This is a genomic window from Nonomuraea diastatica, from assembly GCF_004349015.1.
Classification (GTDB): domain Bacteria; phylum Actinomycetota; class Actinomycetes; order Streptosporangiales; family Streptosporangiaceae; genus Nonomuraea; species Nonomuraea diastatica.
In genome coordinates this window covers 20,865-41,480 of record NZ_SMKP01000026.1, presented here as the reverse complement: position 1 = coordinate 41,480, position 20,616 = coordinate 20,865, and the positions used below count along the sequence as shown (strand labels likewise).

The 20,616-nt window shown below is 71.4% G+C and carries 21 protein-coding genes; 10 read left to right on the top strand and 11 right to left on the bottom strand.

Features of this window, described 5'->3' with window-relative positions; translation table 11 throughout:
• The first annotated feature begins 71 nt into the window (after positions 1-71).
• The 3 genes from E1294_RS12045 to E1294_RS12035 all read left to right on the top strand — a co-directional run bounded on the left by E1294_RS12045 (position 72) and on the right by E1294_RS12035 (position 3,234).
• Complete coding sequence (locus E1294_RS12045; RefSeq protein ID WP_132507836.1) at positions 72-662, top strand: copper resistance CopC family protein; 591 nt, start codon at positions 72-74, stop codon at positions 660-662.
• The gene (locus tag E1294_RS12040) at positions 659-2,635 is read left to right on the top strand and encodes a bifunctional copper resistance protein CopD/cytochrome c oxidase assembly protein (RefSeq protein WP_132507834.1); all 1,977 of its coding nucleotides are present in this window, start codon (positions 659-661) and stop codon (positions 2,633-2,635) included. The genes E1294_RS12045 and E1294_RS12040 overlap by 4 nt, the downstream gene beginning before the upstream one ends.
• A gap of 209 nt (positions 2,636-2,844) precedes the next feature.
• Complete coding sequence (locus E1294_RS12035; protein ID WP_132507832.1) at positions 2,845-3,234, top strand: sensor histidine kinase; 390 nt, start codon at positions 2,845-2,847, stop codon at positions 3,232-3,234.
• 21 nt (positions 3,235-3,255) lie between these two features.
• On the opposite strand, the gene map is transcribed toward E1294_RS12035, so the two are convergent.
• Positions 3,256-4,104, bottom strand: a complete 849-nt coding sequence (map, locus tag E1294_RS12030) for a type I methionyl aminopeptidase (RefSeq protein ID WP_132507830.1) — start codon at positions 4,102-4,104, stop codon at positions 3,256-3,258.
• A gap of 5 nt (positions 4,105-4,109) precedes the next feature.
• On the opposite strand from map, the gene E1294_RS12025 reads away from it, so the two are divergent.
• Complete coding sequence (locus E1294_RS12025; RefSeq protein WP_132507828.1) at positions 4,110-4,313, top strand: hypothetical protein; 204 nt, start codon at positions 4,110-4,112, stop codon at positions 4,311-4,313.
• On the opposite strand, the gene E1294_RS12020 is transcribed toward E1294_RS12025, so the two are convergent.
• Together E1294_RS12020 and E1294_RS12015 are read right to left on the bottom strand one after the other, a co-directional pair.
• Positions 4,310-4,954, bottom strand: coding sequence for a cyclase family protein (locus E1294_RS12020; RefSeq protein ID WP_132507826.1), 645 nt, complete (start codon positions 4,952-4,954; stop codon positions 4,310-4,312). The two genes, E1294_RS12025 and E1294_RS12020, sit on opposite strands and share 4 nt — an antisense overlap.
• Positions 4,955-4,964: 10 nt before the next feature.
• The gene (locus E1294_RS12015) at positions 4,965-5,543 is read right to left on the bottom strand and encodes a hypothetical protein (RefSeq protein ID WP_132507824.1); all 579 of its coding nucleotides are present in this window, start codon (positions 5,541-5,543) and stop codon (positions 4,965-4,967) included.
• 175 nt (positions 5,544-5,718) lie between these two features.
• Here E1294_RS12015 and E1294_RS12010 point away from each other — a divergent pair, with 175 nt between their 5' ends.
• Together E1294_RS12010 and npdG are read left to right on the top strand one after the other, a co-directional pair.
• A complete protein-coding gene (locus E1294_RS12010; RefSeq protein WP_132507822.1) occupies positions 5,719-6,861 on the top strand; it encodes a lipase family protein in 1,143 nt (380 codons plus the stop codon).
• Between the two features lie 158 nt (positions 6,862-7,019).
• A complete protein-coding gene (gene npdG, locus E1294_RS12005; RefSeq protein WP_132507820.1) occupies positions 7,020-7,673 on the top strand; it encodes an NADPH-dependent F420 reductase in 654 nt (217 codons plus the stop codon).
• Positions 7,674-7,710: 37 nt separating this feature from the next.
• Here the strand turns inward: npdG and E1294_RS12000 are convergent, their stop codons facing one another.
• The 6 genes from E1294_RS12000 to E1294_RS11975 are packed head-to-tail and all read right to left on the bottom strand — an operon-like array spanning position 7,711 to position 13,182.
• A complete protein-coding gene (locus E1294_RS12000) occupies positions 7,711-8,316 on the bottom strand; it encodes a response regulator transcription factor (protein ID WP_132507818.1) in 606 nt (201 codons plus the stop codon).
• Positions 8,313-9,395: a sensor histidine kinase gene (locus E1294_RS11995; RefSeq protein ID WP_165977240.1), complete on the bottom strand. Its 1,083-nt coding sequence runs from the start codon at positions 9,393-9,395 to the stop codon at positions 8,313-8,315. The genes E1294_RS12000 and E1294_RS11995 overlap by 4 nt, the downstream gene beginning before the upstream one ends.
• The gene (locus E1294_RS11990) at positions 9,392-10,123 is read right to left on the bottom strand and encodes an ABC transporter permease (RefSeq protein ID WP_132507814.1); all 732 of its coding nucleotides are present in this window, start codon (positions 10,121-10,123) and stop codon (positions 9,392-9,394) included. The genes E1294_RS11995 and E1294_RS11990 overlap by 4 nt, the downstream gene beginning before the upstream one ends.
• Positions 10,120-11,007, bottom strand: a complete 888-nt coding sequence (locus E1294_RS11985) for an ABC transporter ATP-binding protein (RefSeq protein WP_132507812.1) — start codon at positions 11,005-11,007, stop codon at positions 10,120-10,122. The genes E1294_RS11990 and E1294_RS11985 overlap by 4 nt, the downstream gene beginning before the upstream one ends.
• Positions 11,008-11,052: 45 nt before the next feature.
• Positions 11,053-11,739 carry an alpha/beta fold hydrolase gene (locus tag E1294_RS11980; RefSeq protein ID WP_132507810.1) on the bottom strand — a complete coding sequence of 229 codons (687 nt, stop codon included), beginning with the start codon at positions 11,737-11,739 and terminating at the stop codon, positions 11,053-11,055.
• Positions 11,740-11,751: 12 nt separating this feature from the next.
• A complete protein-coding gene (locus E1294_RS11975) occupies positions 11,752-13,182 on the bottom strand; it encodes an aminotransferase-like domain-containing protein (protein WP_132507808.1) in 1,431 nt (476 codons plus the stop codon).
• 60 nt (positions 13,183-13,242) lie between these two features.
• Between E1294_RS11975 and E1294_RS11970 the strand changes: the two genes are divergently transcribed.
• On the top strand, positions 13,243-14,415 hold the full coding sequence (locus tag E1294_RS11970; RefSeq protein WP_132507806.1) for a trans-sulfuration enzyme family protein: 1,173 nt from the start codon (positions 13,243-13,245) through the stop codon (positions 14,413-14,415).
• Positions 14,416-14,524: 109 nt separating this feature from the next.
• Positions 14,525-15,565: a pyridoxal-phosphate dependent enzyme gene (locus E1294_RS11965; protein ID WP_246082957.1), complete on the top strand. Its 1,041-nt coding sequence runs from the start codon at positions 14,525-14,527 to the stop codon at positions 15,563-15,565.
• A 357-nt stretch (positions 15,566-15,922) separates the two neighbouring features.
• Here the strand turns inward: E1294_RS11965 and panB are convergent, their stop codons facing one another.
• The gene (gene panB / locus E1294_RS11960) at positions 15,923-16,753 is read right to left on the bottom strand and encodes a 3-methyl-2-oxobutanoate hydroxymethyltransferase (RefSeq protein WP_132507804.1); all 831 of its coding nucleotides are present in this window, start codon (positions 16,751-16,753) and stop codon (positions 15,923-15,925) included.
• Between the two features lie 134 nt (positions 16,754-16,887).
• Here panB and E1294_RS11955 point away from each other — a divergent pair, with 134 nt between their 5' ends.
• Positions 16,888-18,297, top strand: a complete 1,410-nt coding sequence (locus E1294_RS11955) for an MFS transporter (protein ID WP_132507802.1) — start codon at positions 16,888-16,890, stop codon at positions 18,295-18,297.
• Here the strand turns inward: E1294_RS11955 and E1294_RS11950 are convergent.
• Positions 18,290-18,604, bottom strand: coding sequence for a hypothetical protein (locus E1294_RS11950; RefSeq protein WP_132507800.1), 315 nt, complete (start codon positions 18,602-18,604; stop codon positions 18,290-18,292). The two genes, E1294_RS11955 and E1294_RS11950, sit on opposite strands and share 8 nt — an antisense overlap.
• A gap of 454 nt (positions 18,605-19,058) precedes the next feature.
• Between E1294_RS11950 and E1294_RS11945 the strand changes: the two genes are divergently transcribed.
• Complete coding sequence (locus tag E1294_RS11945; protein WP_132507798.1) at positions 19,059-20,609, top strand: MFS transporter; 1,551 nt, start codon at positions 19,059-19,061, stop codon at positions 20,607-20,609.
• The last annotated feature ends 7 nt before the right edge of the window (positions 20,610-20,616 follow it).

Genomic DNA, 20,616 nt, shown 5'->3' with positions numbered 1-20,616 from the left:
ACATCGGGGCACATACATCGTGTGCATCGGGGTCCGGACCGGGCGGTGGCGTCGGTAGCCTTGAAGGTGCCATGAAGAGATCCCCGTTCGCGGTGTTCGCCGCGATTCTCGCCGCCGCCCTGCTCGTGTCCGGCGCCGCTCCCGCCCTGGCCCACGACGCGCTCAAGAGCAGCTCGCCGGCCAAGGGCGCCGAGGTCAAGGCCCTCGACGAGGTCGAGCTCGAGTTCACCGCCAAGGTGCGCATGCCGTTCGTGATCGTGCGGGGCTCCGGCGACGACCAGCACCAGCTCGGCAAGCCCGAGCTGGACGGCGCGGTCGTGCGCCAGGCGGTCAAGGGGCCGCTGCCCGACGGGAAATACACGATCGCCTACCGGGTCGTGTCCTCCGACGGCCATCCGATCGAAGGGGAGATCCCGTTCCGGGTCGAGGGAGCGGAGACGCCGTCCCCCAGCCCCAGCGAAGAGACGGCGACGAGCGAGGCGCCCGCACCTGCGAGCAGCGTCGCGTCCGAGCCCGCCGCGCCCGCGGCCTCGTCGCCGGCTGCCGAGCAGGCGTCGGCTGAGCAGGAGGCCATGTTCCCGGTCTGGCTGATCATCGTGATCGGCGCGCTCGTCGGCATCGGCATCGGATTCCTGCTCAGCGCGCGGAAGAAGAAGCCATGAGCCGGGCGGCGCGTCTCGCGATCGCCGGCGCGGGGGCCGCCATCGCCGCCCTGGTGATCGGCATGATGGCCGGAGGCAGCGCCTTTCCCAAGATCATTCCCGGGCTGCCCGACGCCGGAGCGGTCGTCAGGTGGGGGCTGCCGCTGTCCAAGCTGCTCATGGACGCGGCCGGAGTGCTCACCGTCGGCTTGCTGCTGATGGCCGCCGCGCTGCTGCCCAACGACAAGGGCGTGCTCGGCAGGACCGCCGTCGACTACGTCAAGGCCAGCTCGTGGGCGGCGCTGGCGTGGGCCGGGTCGGCGTTCCTCGCCATCCTCTTCGGGGCCGCGGAGTCCATCGGCAGGACCGTGCCCCAGATCCTTGAGCGCACCATCCTGACCAGCTACGCCACCCAGACCACGCAGGGTGTGGCGCTGACGCTCGTGGTGCTGTTCGGGGTGGCGATCGCGCTGTTCTCGCGCGGCGCCATCACCGCCGGAGCCGCGGCGGGACTGCTGGTGTTCGCGCTGGCGACGCTGCTGCCCGCGCCGCTGACCGGGCACAGCGCCTCCTCGCCCAACCACGACCTGGCCACCTCGTCGGTGGCGCTCCACCTGCTCGCCCTCGCCCTGTGGGTGGGCGGGCTCGTCGTGCTGGCCGCGCACGCGCTGCGCCGCCAGCCGCAGCTGGAGGTGGCCGCCGCCAGGTTCTCCCGGATGGCCGTGTGGTGCTACGTCGGCGTGGGGCTGTCCGGGCTGTTCAGCCTGGTGGCGCGGCTGGGCGCGGTCTCCGACCTGTGGACATCCGAATACGGCCTGCTGGCTGTGGCCAAGATCGTGGCGTTCGTGCTGCTCGGCTACGTGGGCTACTGGCACCGGCAGCGCACGCTGGCCGACCTCGCGGCCGGCCGGCCCCGGGCGTTCACCCGGCTGGCAGGCGGCGAGACCCTGCTCATGCTGGCCACCGTCGGGCTGGCGGTGGCACTGTCGCGCACGCGGCCGCCCGAGGTCGTCGTGCCCGCCGACCGGGCGTTCGAGCTGCTGGGCTTCCCCATGCCGCCGGAGCTGTCGCTGGCGAACGTGTTCACGTTGTGGTGGCTCGACCTGTTCTTCGCCGTGGTCGCCGCGGTCCTGGCCGGGCTCTACGGGGCCGGCGTCTACCGACTGGCGCGGCGCGGGGTCGCGTGGTCATGGGGGCGCACTGCGTCCTGGTTCTTCGGCGTGGCGCTGCTGGTGTTCGCCACGCAGAGCGGGCTGGCCCGCTACGCCAAGGTCATGTTCGACGTGCACATGATCGAGCACATGACGCTCTCCATGGTCGTGCCGATCTTCCTGGTGCTCGGCGGGCCGGTCACGCTGGCCTTGCGCGCGCTCAAGCCCTCATCGAGGAGGGGCGACCGCGGGCCGAGGGAGTGGATCACCACGATCCTGCACAGCCGGTTCACCAAGGTCGTCACGCATCCCCTGGTGGCCACCTCCATCTTCGTGGCGTCGACGTACGCGCTCTATTTCACGCCGCTGTTCGAGTCGGCCATGCAGGAGCATCTCGGGCACATCTGGATGACCCTGCACTTCCTCATCAGCGGGTGCCTGTTCTTCTGGGTGATCGTCGGGGTCGATCCTGGGCCCCATCGGCTCCCGCACGTCTGGCGGCTGCTGATGCTCTTCGTCACCATGCCGTTCCACGCGTTCTTCGGCATCGCGCTGATGATGATGGGCGCGGTGATCGCCTCCGGATGGTACGAACAGCTCGGCCGCCCCTGGGGCGACACGCTGCTGCAGACGCAGCGCGACGGCGGGGCGATCGCCTGGGGGTTCGGCGAGATCCCGACGCTGATCGTGCTGCTGGCCATCGCGGTGCAGTGGTATCAGGACGACGACCGGCAGGCGCGGCGCACCGACCGCAGGGCCGACCGCGCCGGTGGCCGAGACCCCGAGCTCGACTCCTACAACGCCTATCTCTCCCGTCTCAACCGTGCCGACAAGGGCGAGTAGCCGTTCGGACACGGCCTTCTATCTTCTCCGTACACGTCTCAGGACCGCCGGGTAGCCTGACTTCCAGGGGAGACGAGCATAACCTCATTCGCCGGCGTGCGCAGCCTTGAGGGGGGATTGCGCACCGCGCGGTTTGGGAGCGCCGGAGTGGGGAGCGGCGCGAGCCCGGGGTGCCAAGAGAGGCGAGACCATTGTCTGAAGAGACGCGGATGCGCGGGGGGCAGAGCCTGGCCGAGGCGCTGGAGGCCTGCCTCGTCGAGTGGTCGGAGCGCACGGGAATCGAGGTCGAGACCTGGGCGCTGCCCGCCACGGACGTGCCGTCGCGCGTGACACGCGGCGTCATGGCCGCGATGGGCGAAGCACTGTCGAACGTCGAGCGTCACAGCAGGGCCAAGACCGTCTCCATCGCCGTCACCGCGGGCAGGAGCGGGCTGCGCATGACCGTCAGCGACAACGGCAAGGGTTTTCCCGCGCCGGTGACGGGGCGCGGGATCGCCAGGATGCGGGCGGCCTTCGCGGAGATCGGCGGAAGCCTGTCGGTCAACGGCGTGCCCGGAGAGGGCACCACGGTGACCGGGGTGGTGCCCATGCGGCGGTGACGGAGCCCAGGGCAGGGTGAGTCAGGGCAGGGTGAGGATCTCGCTGCCCGTGTCAGTGACGACGATTGTGTGCTCGAACTGGGCCGTGCGCTTGCGGTCTTTCGTGACCGCGGTCCACTTGTCGGGCCAGATGTCGTAGTCGATGGTCCCCAGCGTCAGCATCGGCTCGATCGTGAACGTCATGCCGGGCACCAGCTCCACCCGCAGCGACGGGTCGTCATAGTGGGGGACCATGAGGCCGGAGTGGAAGCTCGTGCCGATGCCGTGGCCGGTGAAGTCGCGCACGACACCATAGCCGAACCGCTTGGCGTACGCCTCGATGACGCGGCCCACGACGTTGAGCTGCCGCCCCGGCGCGACCGCCTTGATCGCGCGCATCATCGCCTCGCGCGTGCGCTCCACGAGCAGCCGCGACTCCTCGTCGACCTCGCCCACGAGGTAGGTGGCGTCGGTGTCGCCGTGGACGCCGCCGCTGTAGGCGGTGATGTCGACGTTGACGATGTCGCCGTCGCGCAGCACGGTGTCGTCGGGGATGCCGTGGCAGATCACCTCGTTGATCGACGTGCACAGCGACTTCGGATAGCCCTTGTAGCCGAGCGTGCTCGGGTAGGCGCCATGGTCGATGAGGAACTCGTGGCCGATCCTGTCGAGCTCGTCGGTCGTGACGCCGGGCCGGACGTTGTTGCCGACCTCCTCGAGCGCCTGGGCGGCGATCTTGCCCGCCACCCGCATGCGCTCGATCATTTCGGGAGTCTTCACGTCGGACTCGCCGGTGACGGGGCGCTTCTTGCCGACGTACTCCGGCCGCTCGATGTGGGCGGGGACCTTCCGGATGGGCGATACTCGCCCTGGCTGGAGCAGTGTCGTCATGAAACATGAGTCTACGGGGCAGAATTGACCTCGTGAGCGAAGGCCAGTGGTGGTTCTGCCTCAAGCACATGAGGGTCGAGCCCGACAAGGGGTGCCCCAACAAGGACCGGATGGGGCCCTACGCGTCCGAGCAGGAGGCCGCCGGGGCGTTGCGGCGCGCCGCCGACCGCAACAAGGCATGGGATGAGGCCGAGGAGGACGACGACTAGGGCACGACCGCGTAGGCCCTGACGGGAAACGTGCCCAGGCCGGCCACCATCGGCGGCGCGGCGTGGAAGCGGAAACCCTCGTCGGGCAGCACGTCCAGCCCTGTCAGGTGCTCGACGATGGGGATCCCCGCGCGCAGCAAGATCGAGTGGGCGGGGCGTTCGCCGTGCGGCGGGGTGTCGTCGATGTTGAGCGAGTCGATCCCGACCAGCGCCGGGCCCTGCCCCGCCAGCCAGGCCGCCGACTCGGGCGCGAGGTGGGGGTGACCGTGGACGTAGGCCTCGGTGCCGAAGTGGCGGTCCCATCCCGTGTGGATCAGCACGGCCCGGCCGCGTACGTCCAGCGCTCGGTCCAGGCTCACCGCGCGCCGCCCTTCGGCCCGGATCACCAGGCCAGGAAGGTCGGCCAGTTTCGTGAGCGGCACCTGCGAGAGGTCGTCGCCGCCGGCGTAGCGGTGGTGCGGAGTGTCCACGTAGGTGCCGGTGTTGGCGGCCAGCGTGATCACGCCGATGTGGAACTCCGTGCCCGGCGCGTACATGCCGCGCGAGTCCTCCCGGCTCAGGTGCACCCCGAGCTCCGGGGCGGGGACGCCGGGATAGGTGGTCATCCCCTCGACGATGCGGTGGCTGAGCTCGATGATCACGCAGCTCCTCCTAGTCGGTCATCTGGGGGCCGCTGACCTTCTCCAGCAGCCGGGCCAGGCGTTCGCGCAGCCCCGGGCGCCGCTCCACCTCGCCGGCCGCCGCGCTCACCAGGTGCTGTGCACCGTCGAACGTCACCAGCCCGCCGCGCGGCACCGCGATCGCGTCATGGGCGAGGCCGGTCAGCTCGGCGTCGCCGCCCTCGATGGCCAGGATCGTCGCGCCCGTGCGCCGCGCGTCGTCGACGCGTTCGAGCAGCGGGACCGGGGCCCGCTCCTCGGCCAGCACGAACAACGTCTCGCCCCGGGCCGCCCGCTCCAGGCGGTCGAGGCCGACGCGCAGGTGGGCGGGAGCGTCGGCCGGCGGTGTCCAGCGGACCAGGGTGGGTGCGAGCTGCGTCAGCCCGGAATATCGGGCCTCGTCGCTGAGATGCGCGGTCAGGTGCCAGGGCTCGTCGTCGGGAGGGCCGACCAGCAGCAGGCCGCCGGGCGAGCGGGTGGCGCGCAGAGCGAGCCCCAGCTCGCGCGCGCGGTCGATCCAGCCGGTGTCGGCCAGGAGTTCGCGCAGGAGTGCCACCGATCCCGAGTCCATCCACCCATGGTGCCTGACGTCGTACTTCCGGGGTGGCTGATTCGGGAGTGGCGTACGGACACGAGGTGGATCTCCCCGTCAAATCGGGCCTTGACAGGGGGTTACTTGCGAGTAACGATCGGGCTCGCGGCGCCGCCGTCCCCGAGTGTGTGATCCTCAAAGAGAGGGGCGGCACATGACCTTACGTGTCCGCGTCAGCATGTCCGTGATCCTGTTATCGATCATGTCCCTCATCGCCACCCCCGCCCGCGCCGCGACCGCCGGCGACGTGGTCTCGGCCCAGCCCACCACCGTCTACCTGCTGCCGGGCAGGCTGCTCGAGGTGCCCGTCAACGCCTGGCACGTCCTCTACCGCTCCACCTCCGCGACCGGCTCGCTCACCACGGTCTCCGGCACGCTGCTCGTGCCCAAGGGCCGCTACCCGTTCGGCACGCGCCCGATCGTCGGGTACGCCGTCGGCACCCACGGGCTCGGCGACCAGTGCGCCCCCTCCGCCGCCATGAGCCAGGGCCGGGAGGCCGAGCTCGCGCTGGTGAGCCTGTTCCTGCTCAAGGGGTTCGCGGTGGCGATGACCGACTACGAGGGGCTCGGCACGCCCGGGCCGCACACGTACATGGCCGGGATCTCGCAGGGGCACGCCGTGCTCGACTCGATCAGGGCGGCCGCCCGCGTGCCCGGCGCTGGGCTGTCGAGCCGGGCGCCCGTCGCCGTCATGGGCTACTCCCAGGGCGGCGCGTCCGCCGGATGGGCCGCCCAGCTGCAGCCCGCGTACGCGCCCGAGCTGCGGCTCAAGGGCGTCGCGGCCGGCGGCGTTCCCGCCGACCTGCACGCCGTGGCGAACCACCTCGACGGCGGCGACGACTTCGGGCTGGCCGCGGCCGCCGGAGTGGGGCTCGACGCCGCCTACCCCGAGCTCGACCTCGAGGCCGACCTCAACGACCGGGGCCGCGCCCTGCTCGCCGACGCCGCCGATGACTGCGTGGGCGACCTGGACAGGCTGGCCGGACTCCGCTTCTCCGACCTGAGCCCGGTCGACCTGCTCGGCCAGCCGAAGTGGCAGGCGCGCCTGGCGGAGAACCGGCTCGGCTCCTCGGCCCCGGAGGTGCCGATGTTCCTGTACCACGGCACCGGGGACCAGATCATCCCGCTCTCGGTGGGATCGACGCTGCGCTCGGAGTACTGCCGGGCCGGGGTGACCGTGCGCTGGGTATCGTTGCCCGCGCCCGACCACGTCGCCGGAGCCATCGAGGGCGGGCCACTGGCCATCGAGTGGCTGGCGCTGCGGATGTACGGGCTGCCCGCGTCCGGCAACTGCTGACCCGCCGGGCCGCGCCCGCCGAGCGCGCTCATCGTGCCGCGCTCGTGCCGCGCCCGCCGCGCTCGCCGGGCGCTGCCCGCCGGTGCTCCTTCTCGCCGGACTCGCCTGCGGCGAGCCCGGCTGCCGGTCCGGCGTGGCGGAGCTGGCATGATCTGGTTATGACTGACGTTAACGGGCTTTCCATCGGCATCCTCGGCGGCACCGGCGACCAGGGCAAAGGGCTGGCGCGGCGGTTCGCGCTGGCGGGGCATCCGGTGCTGATCGGGTCGCGCAGCGCCCAGCGAGCCCAGGAGGCGGCCGACTCCATCGGAGCGGGTGCGGCGGGCGACGAGAACGCCGCCGTCGCCTCCCAGGCAGACCTCGTGATCGTCGCGGTGCCGTACGACGGGCACAAGGCGCTGCTGGAGTCCCTGCGCGCCGAGCTGGCAGGCAAGATCGTGGTCGACTGCGTCAACCCGCTCGGGTTCGACAAGCAGGGGGCGTACGCGCTGCCCGTCGAGGAGGGCAGCGCGGCGCAGCAGGCCGCCGCGGTGCTGACGGCGAGCCGGGTGGTGGCGGCCTTCCACCATGTGTCGGCCGTCGTGCTGATGGATCCGTCGGTGGAGAAGGTGGACCTCGACGTGCTGGTGCTGGGCGACGACCGCGAGGCCACCAGCACGGTGCAGGCCCTGGCCGAGGCCATCCCGGGGGTGCGGGGCGTCTATGGTGGACGGCTGCGCAACGCCCACCAGGTGGAGGCGCTGACCGCCAACATCATCTCCGTCAACCGCCGCTACAAGGCACACGCCGGATTGCGCATCACCGACATCTGACCAGGGGTGGGCGCGCGCCGCATCGCCGGGTTCCGGCTCAGAGCCAGCCGGCGTCCTCGGCGATGCGGATGGCGTCGATCTTGTTGCGGGCGCCCGTCTTGGTGATCGCCCCGGTCAGGTAGTTGCGTACGGTGCCGGGTGACAGGTGCAGGCGGGAGGCGATGTCCTCGGCAGACGCGCCTTCGGCCGCCTCTCTGAGCACGGTCGACTCCCTGGGCGTCAGCGGGCTCTCTCCGTATTCCATCGCCGACGAGACCAGCTCGGCGTCCAGCACGCGCAGCCCGGCGGCGGTGCGCCTGATGGCGTCCGCGAGCCGGTCGCCGGGGGCGTCCTTGACCAGGAACGCCTCGATGCCGGCGGCCAGCGCCCTGCGCACGTGGCCGGGCTGGCCCATGGCGGTGAGCACGAGGATCCGGCAGGACGGCAGGCGCTCGCGCAGCTCCGCAGCGGCGGTGATGCCGTCGACGACCGGCAGGTCGATGTCCACGATGGCGACGTCGGGGCGGACCTCCATGGCCCTCGGCACGATCTCGTCGCCGCGGGTGACCTCCGCGACCACGTCGATGTCGGATTCGAGGCCGAGCAGGGCGGTGAGGGCGGCGCGGATCATGTGCATGTCCTCGGCCAGCAGCACCCTGATCATGCCGCGACCTCCACGGCCAGCAGGAAGCCGCCGGTGCCCGTCGGGGTGGCGGCGCAGGAGCCGCCGGCCTGCGCGGCCCGCTCCGCCAGGCCCGTGAGCCCGCCGCCGCGCGGTCCCGAGCCGGTCGGCGCGCCGTCGTTGGCCACCTCGAGGCGGATGGCCCCGTTCTGCAGCGACGTGGTGATCGTGCACGTTGTGGCCCTGCTGTGGCGCAGGACGTTGGTGACCCCCTCGCGCACCGCCCAGGCCAGCGCCTCCTCAGAACGCCTGGGGAGTGGTACGTCGGCCAGATGCGCCTGCGCGCCCACCCCGGAGGACTGCAGCAGCGCCACCGCCTTGTCGACCTCACCGGCGAGCGACACCGCCCGGTAGCCCTTGGCCACCTGCCGCACGTCCTTGGCCGCCTCCCTGGCCACCTGTACCAGCTGGCCCACCTCCGCGCGGGCCGAGCCGGGATCGCCGTCCATGAGGCGGGCGGCCAGGTCGCCCTTGAGCGCGATCGCGGTGAGGCTGCGGCCGAGCCCGTCGTGCAGGTCGCGGGAGATACGCAGGCGCTCCTTCAGCACCGCGGCGTCCGCCAGCTCGGCCCTGGCCTCCTCCAGCTCGGCCGTCACCCGGACGAACCGCACCAGCGCGTACGTCATCGCGCCCGTCGTGGGCACGGTGACCACGTAGAAGGCGACGATCACGGGCAGGGCTCCGGAGAAGGTGAGGACGGCGCCCTCGTACACCATCATGAGCCCCACCAGCGCGCCGCCCCAGCGCAGCGGCAGGAACACCAGCAGGGTCCCGGCCAGCATCGGGGCCGCAACGGCCGACCAGCCGCCGGGCAGCAGCTCGGGCAGGTAGGTGGCGATCGCCTGGAGCACGAGCGTGAGAGGGAAGAGTGGCGGGCGCCCATCGCGCAGCGCTGCGCGCATGTTGAGGGAGTAGGTGGTGACCACGGCCGTGATCGCGATCGTGGCCAGCACGCCGTAGCCGGCGCCATGCTGGAAGTAGAGCAGCGCGATCATTGTGTAGGCGCATGAGACCGCGACGATCAGCCCGGTCGCGAGCCGTCTGGCGGATGACGAGATCACAGCCACGATGATGACCTGCGAGGCTCCCAGCGGAACCACAGTCGGATCGCGGCGAGCCCGGCCAGCGTCCACCCGGCCAGAATGAGGAGGGGCACGACGAGGTCGCCGGTCCTGACGGCGTTGACGACGGCCGTGGTCGGCAGGAGGTCGAGGGCGGGACGCAACCATGAGGGCAGCGGGATGGAGCCCATCGCTCCCGCGGAGACGCCCGCCACCAGGAACACCGGCGTGGTGAACGCCGCCGCCAGCTCCGCGCGCGGGATCGCGGCCGTGTACGCGGCGCCGAGCAGGGACGACACGGCCGAGCCCGCGATCGTGACGGTGGCGAACGCGAGGGGGTTCGCGGGCAGCGGAACGTCCGCCAGGAGGTGCACGGCCAGCGTGCACAACACGATCACGGCCACGGTCTGGGTGGCGGTGCCGGCGATCTGACCGGTGAGGATCTGCGCGTCGGTCAGCCGGGTCGTCCGCAGCCGTTTGAGGACGAGCTGGTCGCGGCGGGCGGCCAGGGCGACGGCGACGTTCATGAACGCGGTGATCGCCAGCAGCAGAGCGAGCGTGCCCTGGAAGATGTGGGTGGCGGAGGCGACGCCGTCGGAGGTCACGTTCCGCATGAGGGCGGGCATCCCCACGGCCAGCCCGACGGGCGTGACCACCGAGGCGAACACCATGGACTTGTCCCGCCAGAACAGGCGGGCGCCGAGACGGTAGGTGGCGGCCATGCTCATCGGGCGCTCCCGGACAGGTCGAGGAAGAGGTCTTCGAGGGTGGCCGTGCGGACCTCCAGGCCGGTCAGGCGCACGCCGCGCGACGCGGCCCAGCTGAGGAGCGTCTGCGCGGCGAGGTCGGGATCCTCGGTGCGGCAGACGGCCCCGCCGCCCTCCAGGGTGACCGGCAGCGGCAGGTCCGCGGGACGGACCTGGGCGGGCATCCGGAACGCCACCCGCCCGCTCCGCGCCGCGAGTGTCTCCTCCATCCCGCCGGAGGCCACGATCTCGCCCCTGTCCATGATCGCCAGGGCGGAGGCCAGGCGCTGCGCCTCCTCGAGGTAGTGGGTCGTCAGCAGGACCGTGGTGCCCTGCCCGGCGAGGTCGCGGACGACCTCCCACGTTCTCGCCCGCGCCTCGGGGTCCATGCCGGCCGTCGGCTCGTCGAGGAACAGCACGTCGGGGCGGCCCAGCAGGGCGAGCGCGAGGTCGAGCCGGCGCTTCTCGCCGCCGGAGAGCTGGCGCACCTTCGTGGCTGACCTGCCCGCCAGCCCGGCCAGGTCCAGAGCCTCGTCGCGCGGGCGGGGAGCGGCGGTGAAGTCGCGCCAGGTGTCGACGGTCTGGGCGACCGTCAGGTCAATGAAGAACCCGGCCTCCTGCAACATGATCCCGACGCGCCGGCGCGCCGCGGCCCTGTCGGCCCAGGGGTCGAGGCCGAGCACCCGCACCGTGCCGCTGTCGGCGCGCTGGAAACCCGCGAGCACCTCGACCGTCGTGGTCTTGCCCGCGCCGTTCCTGCCGAGCAGCGCGAAGATCGTGCCTTCGGCCACCTCGAACGAGACGTCCTTCACCGCGGGGAAACCCTGGTGGCTCTTGCTGAGCCCGCTCACGTCGATCGTTGTCATGGATCCGACTATCGCCGAACGTGATCGCGGACGGCAGTGAAGAATTCACGACTTTCCGGAGAGCATGAGCAGCGCGTCGGTGACGCCCTCCGGGTCGATCACCTGGTGCAGGTGCTGGCCGGGCAGGCGGGTCACGGGCCAGCCGCGCCGCGCGGCCTCCTCGGCGATCGTGTCGTACGGCGGGCCGTACCACAACAGTGAGCACCTCACGTCGTCCCACCCCGCGGGCACCGGCAGGGACTGCGTGTAATAGTCGAGCGGCAGCCGTGGTTGCTCCGCCGCGACCCGCACGCGTACCGCGGGATCGGGCAGCAGCGCCACCACGTCCTCTTCGTCCCACCAGTCGGTCCAGCGCGGAAGCATCCCGTCGGGGCCCGCGAGGTCGCGCAGGAACGGCAGGAACCCGTCGTCCGCGACCTTGACCAGCCCGTCGCGCGGCGGGAGGTGCGCGTCGGCGAACACGCAGGCCACCACCCGCCCGTCGAGCCCCTCCTTGATCAACGGCAGGTGGAGTCCGGCGTTGCTGTGCCCGGCCAGCACCACGCGGGTGCCGGGGGTGACCGCGCGTACCTTCTCCACCACCTGCGGCCAGTAGGGCGCCTCGCCCGCGGTCACGCCGGTCAGGTCGGGCACCACCGCCGCGTGCCCGCGGCGCTCCAGTGACTCGGCCACGGGAGCCCAGGTCGAGGGCCCGACCGCGGGGCTGTGCACGAGTACGAAGGTCGTTTCCATGATCCCACCCTGTCAGACGACCAGGGTCCTACGGGAGACCGATTTGTCCGATCCGTCGTAGACGGCCCAGGCCGCGGCCAGGTTGTTCACCGCCCGCGAAAGCTCGTCCTCGGGGAGCAGGAAGTGCAGCCGCATGTGGTCGGCGTGCCCGCCCGCGGGGTCGAACGACCTGCCAGGCGGCACCGCGACCCCGTGCCGGAGCGCGACCTGGGCGAAGGAGTCGACGTCGCCTCGCGGGATCCGTACCCAGAGGGTCTGGCCGCCGAGCGCGGGCTCGAACGACCACGACGGCAGGCGCTCGCGCAGCTCGGCGCAGAGATGGTCGTGAAGCCGGCGGGACGTGCGCACGCGGTCGGCGCGTACCTCGTCGAGGCGGCGGAGCAGGGCGACGGCGGCGAGCTGGCTGACGACCTCGCCGCCGAGGTCGTACACGGCCCGCAGCCTGGCCAGCCGCGCGACCAGCGGGGCCGCCGCGCGGATCCACCCCACGCGCAGCCCGCCCCAGACGAGCTTGCTCAGCGAGCCGACCGTGATGACCTGCTCACCCCGCCCGTACGCCACCAGCGGCGGCGGCGTCTCACCCGAGAAGCACAGCTCGGCGCGGACCTCGTCGTCGATCAGCGGTACGTCGTGCTCCGCGGCCAGCGCGGCCAGCCGCCTGCGCACCGGGACGTCCATGACGGCGCCGTCCGGGTTGCGGGCGGTGGGTACGAAGTACGCCAGCGCGGGCCGCTCGCGCATGGCCGCGCCCGCCTGTTCCGCCGTCACCGGCCGGATGGCCGCCGCGGCGTGCCTGAACACCTCCAGCGCACCCGGGTAGGTCGGCGTCTCGGCCGGCACGGTGTCGCCAGGGGCCAGCAGCAGCCCGGCGAGCAGGGTGAGCGCCTGCTGCGCACCGGTCGTCACGATGATCTCGTCGGGCGTCGTCGGCACGCCGCGCCCGTTGTAGTAGGCGGCCAGCGCCTCCCGGAGGGAGGGCTCGCCGGCCGGCTGGTAACCCAGGCCGCGCATACCGGCCAGCCGTGCCCCGGCCTCCGCGTACGCCTCGAACAGCGCGTCCGGCGGGTCGGGCGGCGCGGCGCACGTGAGCAGTCGCACGCCGTCCGGCGGATGCAGGATGTGCATCAGCAGCGGGTTGGCCGCCACGCCGTCGGCGGACCGCGCCGCGGGCAGGTCGAGTGCGGCCACCCGGGTGCCGCTGCCCTGCCGGCGCACCACGAGCCCTTCCTGCTGCAGCAGGTCGTACGCCGCCACCACGGTGCCCCGGCCCACCGCCAGCCGCCTGGCGAGCACGCGGTCCGGCGGGAGCGGCTCGTCCGGCGGCAGCACGCCGTCGTCGATCAGCGCCCGCAGCCTGGCGGCGAGTAGCAGGTACAGCGGCCCGCGTCCCGACGCCCAGCGGCCCAGCAGATCGAGGAGGTCATCATGATTGGCCCCATTCATGGACCAATTCTGTGGCATTGGCCCTGACATCGAGTCCCTTTTATGGGCGATCCTTAGCCTATGAGCGAATTCCGCCCTGAAACGCGGGCCGTGCACCCGCCTCAGCCGGCCGTCGAGGGCAGCCGTCCGATCAGCGTTCCCATCTATCAGACCTCGGGGTTCGTGTTCGAGGACCCCGCCGTGATGGCCGCGTCGATGGGCCGCCCCGACGGCGCGTTCGTCTACGGGCGCTACACCAATCCCACCGTCCGCTCCCTGGAACTGGCCGTCTCCGGGCTCGAAGGCGGCGCCGGAGCCGTGGCCACCGGATCGGGCATGGGCGCGATCAACACCGTCCTGCTCGGCCTGCTCAAGCCCGGCGACCACATGGTGGCCCAGCGATCTCTCTATGGGGGGACCGCCGCCATGCTCAACGAGCTGACGGGCAGGTTCGGGATCGCGGTCACGTACGTGCCGGAGAACGACCCCGCGGCCCTGCGCGCCGCCGTGCGGCCCGAGACCAGGCTCGTCTACCTGGAGACGATCAGCAACCCGATGACCCTCGTGGCCGACCTGCCCGGAATGTGCGCGGCCGCGCGCGAGCTGGGCATCCTGTCCGTGGTCGACAACACGTTCGCCACGGCCATGCTCTGCCGGCCGATCGAACACGGGGCGGACGTCGTGGTCCACTCGACGACCAAATACCTGTCCGGGCACACCGACGTGGTCGGCGGGCTCGCCGTCTTCGCCGACGCCGCACTCTACGAGAAGGTGTGGCACTTCTCGATCGAGCTCGGGGCCTCGGCCGACCCGTTCGCGGCCTGGCTGACGCTGCGCGGGCTGCAGACGCTGGGGCTGCGCATGGAACGCCACTGCTCCAACGCCCACCACCTGGCGATCCGGCTCGCCGAGCACCCCGCCGTGACGGCGGTGCACTGGCCGGGGCTCGCCTCGCACCCGTCGTACGAGCTGGCGGGCAAGCTGCTGCCGGGGTTCGGCGGGGTGTTCGCGTTCGACCTGGCCGGCGGGCGGGCGGCCGGGGAGAAGTTCATGAGCTCCGTACACCTGGCGCTGCTCGCCCCCTCGCTGGGCGGCGTAGAGACGCTCATCCTGCACCCCGCCACCACCTCACACCGGTCGCTCAGCCCCGAGGAACTGGCGCGCAGCGGCATCGGTGAGGGCACGGTGCGCATCGCGGTGGGCATCGAGCACCCCGAGGACCTGTGGTCGGACATCGCCCAGGCGCTGGCATAGGGTCGGGTTCTGCGATCAGAACCGCAACTCCACAGATCCGCAACTCCACAACCAGCAACGCCGCAACTCCACAACTCTGCAACTCCACAACGACGAACGAGGGGACAACGTGACCACCGTCGCCCACGAGCACGTGCTGGCCGCCGCCAGGAGGATCGACGGCTTCGCGCTCCGCACCCCGGTGCTCGAGATCTCGCCCGGGCTGTTCTTCAAGCTCGAACTGCTCCAGCACTCGGGATCCTTCAAGGTGCGCGGGGCGTTCAACCGCATCCTGTCGGCGGGCGAGCTGCCCGCAGGCGGGGTGATCGCGGCCAGCGGCGGCAACCACGGGCTGGCGGTGGCGTACGCGGCGCGAAAGCTGGGCGTGCGAGCCGAGATCTTCGTCCCCGAGGTGACCAGTCCGGTGAAGGTGGCGGGGCTCGAGGCGCTGGGCGCGCACATCACGCAGACGGGCGCCATCTATGCCGAGGCCGCCGAGGCCGCCGCCAAACGCGCCGCCGAGACCGGCGCGCTGACGGTGCACGCCTACGACCAGCCCGAGGTGATCGCCGGGCAGGGCACCACTGGGCTGGAGGTCGTGGAACAGACCGGTGGCGTGGACACGGTGGTGGTGGCCGTCGGTGGCGGCGGCTTCGCCGCCGGCGTCACACTGGGTACGGAGAGCACGGCGGACAGGGCGGGCAGACCGGGTACGGCGGATATGTCCGGCACGGAGGGTTCGGCGGGTATGCCGGGTGCGCCGGGTCCGGTGGGCTCCCCGGGTTCCGCGGCGGGCGTTTCCGGGGCGGGTCCGCGGATCGTCGCCGTGGAACCCGAGCGGATTCCGACCCTGCGGGCGGCGCTGCAGGCGGGCCGGCCGGTGCCCGTCGAGGTGAGCGGTGTGGGGGCCGACGCGCTGGGCGCCACCAAGATCGGCGGCCTGGCCTTCGAGATCCTCTCCGGGCCCAGGGTGGAAAGCGTGCTCGTGACGGACGCGGCGATCGTGGCCGCCCGTCGCGCCCTCTGGCAGCGGCACCGGATCGCGGCCGAGCCCGCCGGCGCGGCCGCGTACGCGGCGCTCCTGTCGGGCGTCTACACACCGAGCCCGGGGGAGCGTGTTGCGGTCATCGTCTGCGGCTCCAACACCGATCCCGCCACCCTGGCCGTCTGACCGCCCGTGAGCCGCGCCGGCCCCGGCAGCGACCGGGGCCGGGCATCCTCACGGCGTGCGCTCCGCGCGGCATGAGCATGCGCGTGCCCCGAGACGCGGGGTGCGCATCCAGCACGGACGGTCCGGGCCGGTCGGGCTCGTTGGTTTTTGCCGGGAGTGTTCGTGTGCGGGCCGGTCGGGCTCGTTCGTTCTTGTCGGGGACGTTCATGTCCCGTGCGGTGAGGGCCGGTCGTTCATTGGATACCTCCGAGGAAACCCTCGACTTCAGGCGAGGGAGGAATCGGATCCCCTGCGGACCGGACGGATGCTTCCCCGGCGGACTGCCGGGCCTGCCGGGGAAGTGTCGGTGCGCCGCGGTCAGCGGTAGGTGTGCTCGGGCGCGGGGAAGGCACCGGAGGTGACGTCGGCGGCGAAGGCACGGACGGCGCGGTCCATCTCGGCGGCCATGTCCGAGTACTGCTTGACGAACCTGGCCGGCCGCGGCGTCAGCCCCATGAGGTCCTGCCACACCAGCACCTGCGCGTCCGTCGAGGGGCCCGCTCCGATGCCGATCGTCGGGATCGCCAGCGACGTCGTCACCCGCTGCGCCAGATCGGCCGGCACGCACTCCAGCACCACCGAGAACGCTCCGGCCCCCTCCAGGTCCTTGGCGTCCGACATCAGCTCGTCTCCTGACTGCCCGCGCCCCTGGACGCGGTAGCCGCCCATGACGTTGACCGACTGCGGGGTCAGGCCCAGGTGCGCCATGACCGGGATGCCCGCCGAGACCAGTGCCTCGACCTGGGGCACGGCCCGGCGGCCGCCCTCCAGCTTGACCGCGTGCGCGCCCGCCTCCTTCATGAAGCGCGCCGCCGTCTCCAGCGCCTGTTGCGGAGAGGACTGGTACGACCCGAACGGCAGATCGGCGATCACCAGCGCGCGCGACGAGCCGCGTACGACGGCCGCCGTGAGTGGCAGCAGGTCGTCGACCGTGACGGGGAGCGTGGAGTCGTGGCCGTAGACGACCATGGCCGCCGAGTCGCCCACCAGCAGGACAGGGATGCCCGCCGCGTCGAACACTCTCGCCGTCATCGCGTCGTAGGCGGTGACCATGGGCCACCGCTCTCCGCGCTCCTTGGCGGCGGCGAGGTCGCGGACGGTGACGCGGCGTCCGTCGGCGCCGCCGTACAGCGTGGTTGAAGAGGACATGTGTCATCACTCCAGGAAGGTCTCGAGGCGCCCCAGTGGCGTCCCCGGACTCCTCCGATGATGGCACGCGCGGAAAACCAGTGGCAGAAATGTCGGGGCCGATTGCCAGAATCAGCGTGGAGGTAACGAACACCATGGCTCTTGACCCCTACCGGCGCCTGCTCAGGATTCCGGGTCTCCCCACGTTGCTGCTCGTGGGGCTGCTGGCGCGCATCCCGTCCACGGCGGTGGGCATGGCGCTGACCTTGCACGTCGCCACCACGCTCGACCTGGGTTTCGCCCGGGCGGGGCTGGTCACCATGGCCAGCACGATCGGCATGGCGATCGGCTCGCCGCTGGCGGGGAGGTTCGTCGACAAGTACGGGCTACGTCCCGTGGTCGCCGTCACGACCGGGGCGCAGGCGGTGTTCTGGGCGTGCGCGTGGGCGCTGCCGTTCCCCGTCCTCGCCGTGGCGGCGGCGGTGGCGGGGCTGCTGGGGCCACCGGTGTTCAGCGTGACGCGCCAGTGCCTGGCCGCCATGGTGCCCGAGCCCCAGCGGCGCAGCGGTTTCGCGCTCGACTCGACGCTGGTCGAGTTGTCCTACATGACCGGTCCCGTGCTCGCGGTGGCCGGCGTCACGACGCTCGGCAGCGGCCCGACGATGGCGATCATCGGGCTCGGGGTGACGTCGGCGGGTGTGGGGCTGATCGTGCTCAACCCGCCCACCCGCTCGGCCGACGAGACGGCGGAGCAGACGGTCAAGGTGCCCAGGAGGCAGTGGGTCACGCCGGCGTTCGCGGCGCTGCTCGGCACGGTCGCGGCGGCCACGTTCGTGCTCACGGCGGCGGAGCTCGCTCTGGTCGCCACCATGGAGCACGCCGGCCAGACAGCGTGGGTCGGCCTCGCCGTGGCCGTCTGGTCGGTTTACTCCCTGATCGGCGGTTTGCTGTACGGTGGCCTGTCCCGCGGGTTCTCGCCGCTGCTCCTCGTCGGAGCCATGGGCTTGCTGACCATTCCCGTGGGGTGGGTGGGCGGCGGCTGGCACTGGCTGGTCCTGGCGTTGCTGCCCTCGGGCGTGCTCTGCGCGCCGTCCCTGTCGTCCAGCGTCGACGTGCTTACCCGCTGGGTGCCCGCCGGGGCGAGGGGCGAGGCGATGGGCTTCCATGGCACCGCGCTGCTGGTGGGTGGTGCCGTCTCCGCGCCGATCGCGGGGGCCGTCATTGATGGGAAGGGTCCGGCATGGGCGTTCGCCGTGGCGGGCCTGGCGGGGGTGGCCACGGTGGTGATCGCCTTCCCGTTCTGGCACCGCCGTCCGATGACAGCCACCGCGCTGAGCCGGCCCGTTACGCCGCGGCCGGAGGGTGGTTCCAAGGTGCCGGTGGAGACGGTTGCCACGGCGCCCGTGGAGCAGGTAGCCGTGGTGCCGGTGGAGGGGACGTCCGGCGTGCAAGGAGAGAAGGCCGTCCGGGCGCCGGAGAAGGGCACTTCCCTTACGCCGATGGAGGATCCTCCAGTGCTGGTGGAGGACGCTCCGGCACGCCAGGACCCTCTGGGAATCAGCTGAACAGGTCGTGAAGGGTCTGCGTGGTGGCCGCGGGGGTGAGCCAGGTTTCGAGGTGGTCCAGGTCGGTGCAGGAGGTGATCCGTGCGCGGGCGTCTTCCGGGATGTCGAAACCGCGGGCCGTCAGCACGAGCAGCACCATTCTGGCCGCTTCCTCCGCCTTACCCGCTGTCCGGCCTTCGGCTCTGCCTTTGATGCGGCCTTCCTCCAGGCCGCGGCCATAGTGCTCGCGGGCGAAGGGGCTGTGGACGGGCCAGTCGGTGGACGTCATGATCCCCTCCATGAGGCGCTGAATCTCGGGCGCGGCCATGCTGCAGGCGTATTCATAGCACTTCGGAGCGTGTTCGCCGCGCGTGTCTGCCCGTGCTAGGGCGAACGCCTCGACGACTTTGCGGCTGAGGCCGTGGACCATGACGGACAGCCGCCAGGTCCAGGCGTTCGGCGGCCTGCCGGGGTTCGACGATGGCGGGAATGCCGTCAGGCCCCAGCGCCCGCGCCTGGAAGCGGAGGCCGGCGAGCCCGGTGCCGACGGGCTGCGCGTGGTGGGCCACCCCTTTCCGCATCGGTCGCGGCGAGCGTCGAAGCGGGGAACGTCCCCGGCACCGGTGTGAGGGGTTGGGGGCGAGTGGTGGGCGTGGTCGCGGTGTTCTCGCGACTCACAGCGTTCACTCCTTATTTACGAAACGGGGCCGTTGCGTATCGGAATGTATTGCGCTACGGTGTCGTTGCGAAACTTAGGCGTATCGAAATTAAAGGACCTTGTCATGGATTCGAAAACGGGACATCCACGCCGATGGGCGATCCTCGGCGTGCTGGTGTTCAGCTTGCTGGCCGTCGTGCTGGACAACACGATCCTCAACGTCGCGATGAAGACCATCGCCGACGAGACGGTGGGTTTGGGGGCGACGCAGAGCGAGCTCGAATGGGCGATCAACTCTTACACGCTGGTGTTCGCCGGGTTGTTGTTCACGTTCGGCGTGATCGGCGACCGAACAGGGCGAAAGCGCATGTTGTTCATCGGCATGGTGTTGTTCGGGCTGGCCTCGCTGGCCAGCGCCTATGCCCAGGATCCGACGCAGTTGATCCTGGCGAGGGCGGCGATGGGCATCGGCGGCGCGGCGATCATGCCGGCCACGCTGGCGATCATCTCCAACGTGTTCCCGCCCGGTGAGCGCGGCAAGGCCATCGGCGTGTGGGCCGGTGGTGTCGGTCTCGCGGTGGCGATCGGCCCGATCACGGGCGGCCTGCTGATCGAGCATTTCTGGTGGGGCTCGGTGTTCCTGGTCAACGTGCCGATCGTGCTGGTCAGCCTGATCCTGATCTCCATGGTCGTGCCCGAGTCGCGTGACCCGAAGCCGTCCAGGCTCGACCCGCTGGGCGTGGTGCTGTCGATCATCGGTCTCGTGGCCGTCGTGTACGGCATCATCCGCGGCGGCGAGCTCGCCACCGTGGCCAGCGCCGAAGTGCTGGTGCCGACGCTGTTCGGGCTGGCGGTGCTCGGCGTGTTCGTGTGGTGGGAGCGGCGCATCGACCACCCGGTCTTCGACGTCCGCAACTTCGCCAACGTCCGCTTCAGCTCGGCCATCGGCATGATGGGCATCGTCTTCTTCGCGATGATGGGCGGGATGTTCTTCCTGACCTTCTACCTGCAGATCGTGCTGGGATTCACGCCGGTGCAGGCGGGAGCGCTGATGATCCCGTTCGCCGCGGCGCAGCTCATCTTCGCGCCGCTCAGCCAGCGGGTGAACGAGCGGTTCGGCGCCAAGCTGTCGGCCACGGTAAGCATGATCGTGGTGACGCTGGCACTGGGCAGCTACGCTCTGATGGACCAGAACACGCCGATCCTGCTGATCGAGATCGTCTTCTTCGTGCAGGGTGCGGCGATGGCCAACATCATGCCGCCCGCGACCACCGCCATCATGGAATCGTTGCCGAGGGAGAAGGCCGGCGTCGGGTCCGCGATGAGCAACACCGTCCGCCAGCTGGCCGGCGCGCTCGGCGTGGCGGTGCTCGGCTCGGTGTTGTCCTCCAGCTACCGGGGCGAGATGGCGCCGGTGCTGGCCGGCCTGCCCGCCGACGCCCGGCACTCCGCCGGTGAGTCGATCATGGGGACGATGGGCGTCGCCCAGTCTCTTGGAGAGCAGGGGCAGGCGCTGATCAAGCCGGCGTTCGCCGCGTTCGTCCACGGCATGCACGTCACGGCCCTGGTCTCGGCGGTGGTCGGCTTGCTCGGCATCGTGGTGGTGGCCAGGTGGATGCCCGGCAAGCCGCGCCCGGTGCTGCAGACGGAACAGAGGGAACCCGCTACAGTGTGAGGCCGCG

What these genes read in the sequence shown, in the direction of transcription:
- E1294_RS12045 (WP_132507836.1), top strand. Translation starts at nt 72, where the DNA reads ATGAAGAGATCCCCGTTCGCGGTGTTCGCCGCGATTCTCGCCGCCGCC.
- E1294_RS12040 (WP_132507834.1), top strand. Translation starts at nt 659, where the DNA reads ATGAGCCGGGCGGCGCGTCTCGCGATCGCCGGCGCGGGGGCCGCCATC.
- E1294_RS12035 (WP_132507832.1), top strand. Translation starts at nt 2,845, where the DNA reads ATGCGCGGGGGGCAGAGCCTGGCCGAGGCGCTGGAGGCCTGCCTCGTC.
- map (WP_132507830.1), bottom strand. Translation starts at nt 4,104, where the DNA reads ATGACGACACTGCTCCAGCCAGGGCGAGTATCGCCCATCCGGAAGGTC.
- E1294_RS12025 (WP_132507828.1), top strand. Translation starts at nt 4,110, where the DNA reads ATGAGTCTACGGGGCAGAATTGACCTCGTGAGCGAAGGCCAGTGGTGG.
- E1294_RS12015 (WP_132507824.1), bottom strand. Translation starts at nt 5,543, where the DNA reads ATGGACTCGGGATCGGTGGCACTCCTGCGCGAACTCCTGGCCGACACC.
- E1294_RS12010 (WP_132507822.1), top strand. Translation starts at nt 5,719, where the DNA reads ATGACCTTACGTGTCCGCGTCAGCATGTCCGTGATCCTGTTATCGATC.
- npdG (WP_132507820.1), top strand. Translation starts at nt 7,020, where the DNA reads ATGACTGACGTTAACGGGCTTTCCATCGGCATCCTCGGCGGCACCGGC.
- E1294_RS12000 (WP_132507818.1), bottom strand. Translation starts at nt 8,316, where the DNA reads ATGATCAGGGTGCTGCTGGCCGAGGACATGCACATGATCCGCGCCGCC.
- E1294_RS11990 (WP_132507814.1), bottom strand. Translation starts at nt 10,123, where the DNA reads ATGAGCATGGCCGCCACCTACCGTCTCGGCGCCCGCCTGTTCTGGCGG.
- E1294_RS11985 (WP_132507812.1), bottom strand. Translation starts at nt 11,007, where the DNA reads ATGACAACGATCGACGTGAGCGGGCTCAGCAAGAGCCACCAGGGTTTC.
- E1294_RS11980 (WP_132507810.1), bottom strand. Translation starts at nt 11,739, where the DNA reads ATGGAAACGACCTTCGTACTCGTGCACAGCCCCGCGGTCGGGCCCTCG.
- E1294_RS11975 (WP_132507808.1), bottom strand. Translation starts at nt 13,182, where the DNA reads ATGAATGGGGCCAATCATGATGACCTCCTCGATCTGCTGGGCCGCTGG.
- E1294_RS11970 (WP_132507806.1), top strand. Translation starts at nt 13,243, where the DNA reads ATGAGCGAATTCCGCCCTGAAACGCGGGCCGTGCACCCGCCTCAGCCG.
- panB (WP_132507804.1), bottom strand. Translation starts at nt 16,753, where the DNA reads ATGTCCTCTTCAACCACGCTGTACGGCGGCGCCGACGGACGCCGCGTC.
- E1294_RS11955 (WP_132507802.1), top strand. Translation starts at nt 16,888, where the DNA reads ATGGCTCTTGACCCCTACCGGCGCCTGCTCAGGATTCCGGGTCTCCCC.
- E1294_RS11950 (WP_132507800.1), bottom strand. Translation starts at nt 18,604, where the DNA reads ATGGCCGCGCCCGAGATTCAGCGCCTCATGGAGGGGATCATGACGTCC.
- E1294_RS11945 (WP_132507798.1), top strand. Translation starts at nt 19,059, where the DNA reads ATGGATTCGAAAACGGGACATCCACGCCGATGGGCGATCCTCGGCGTG.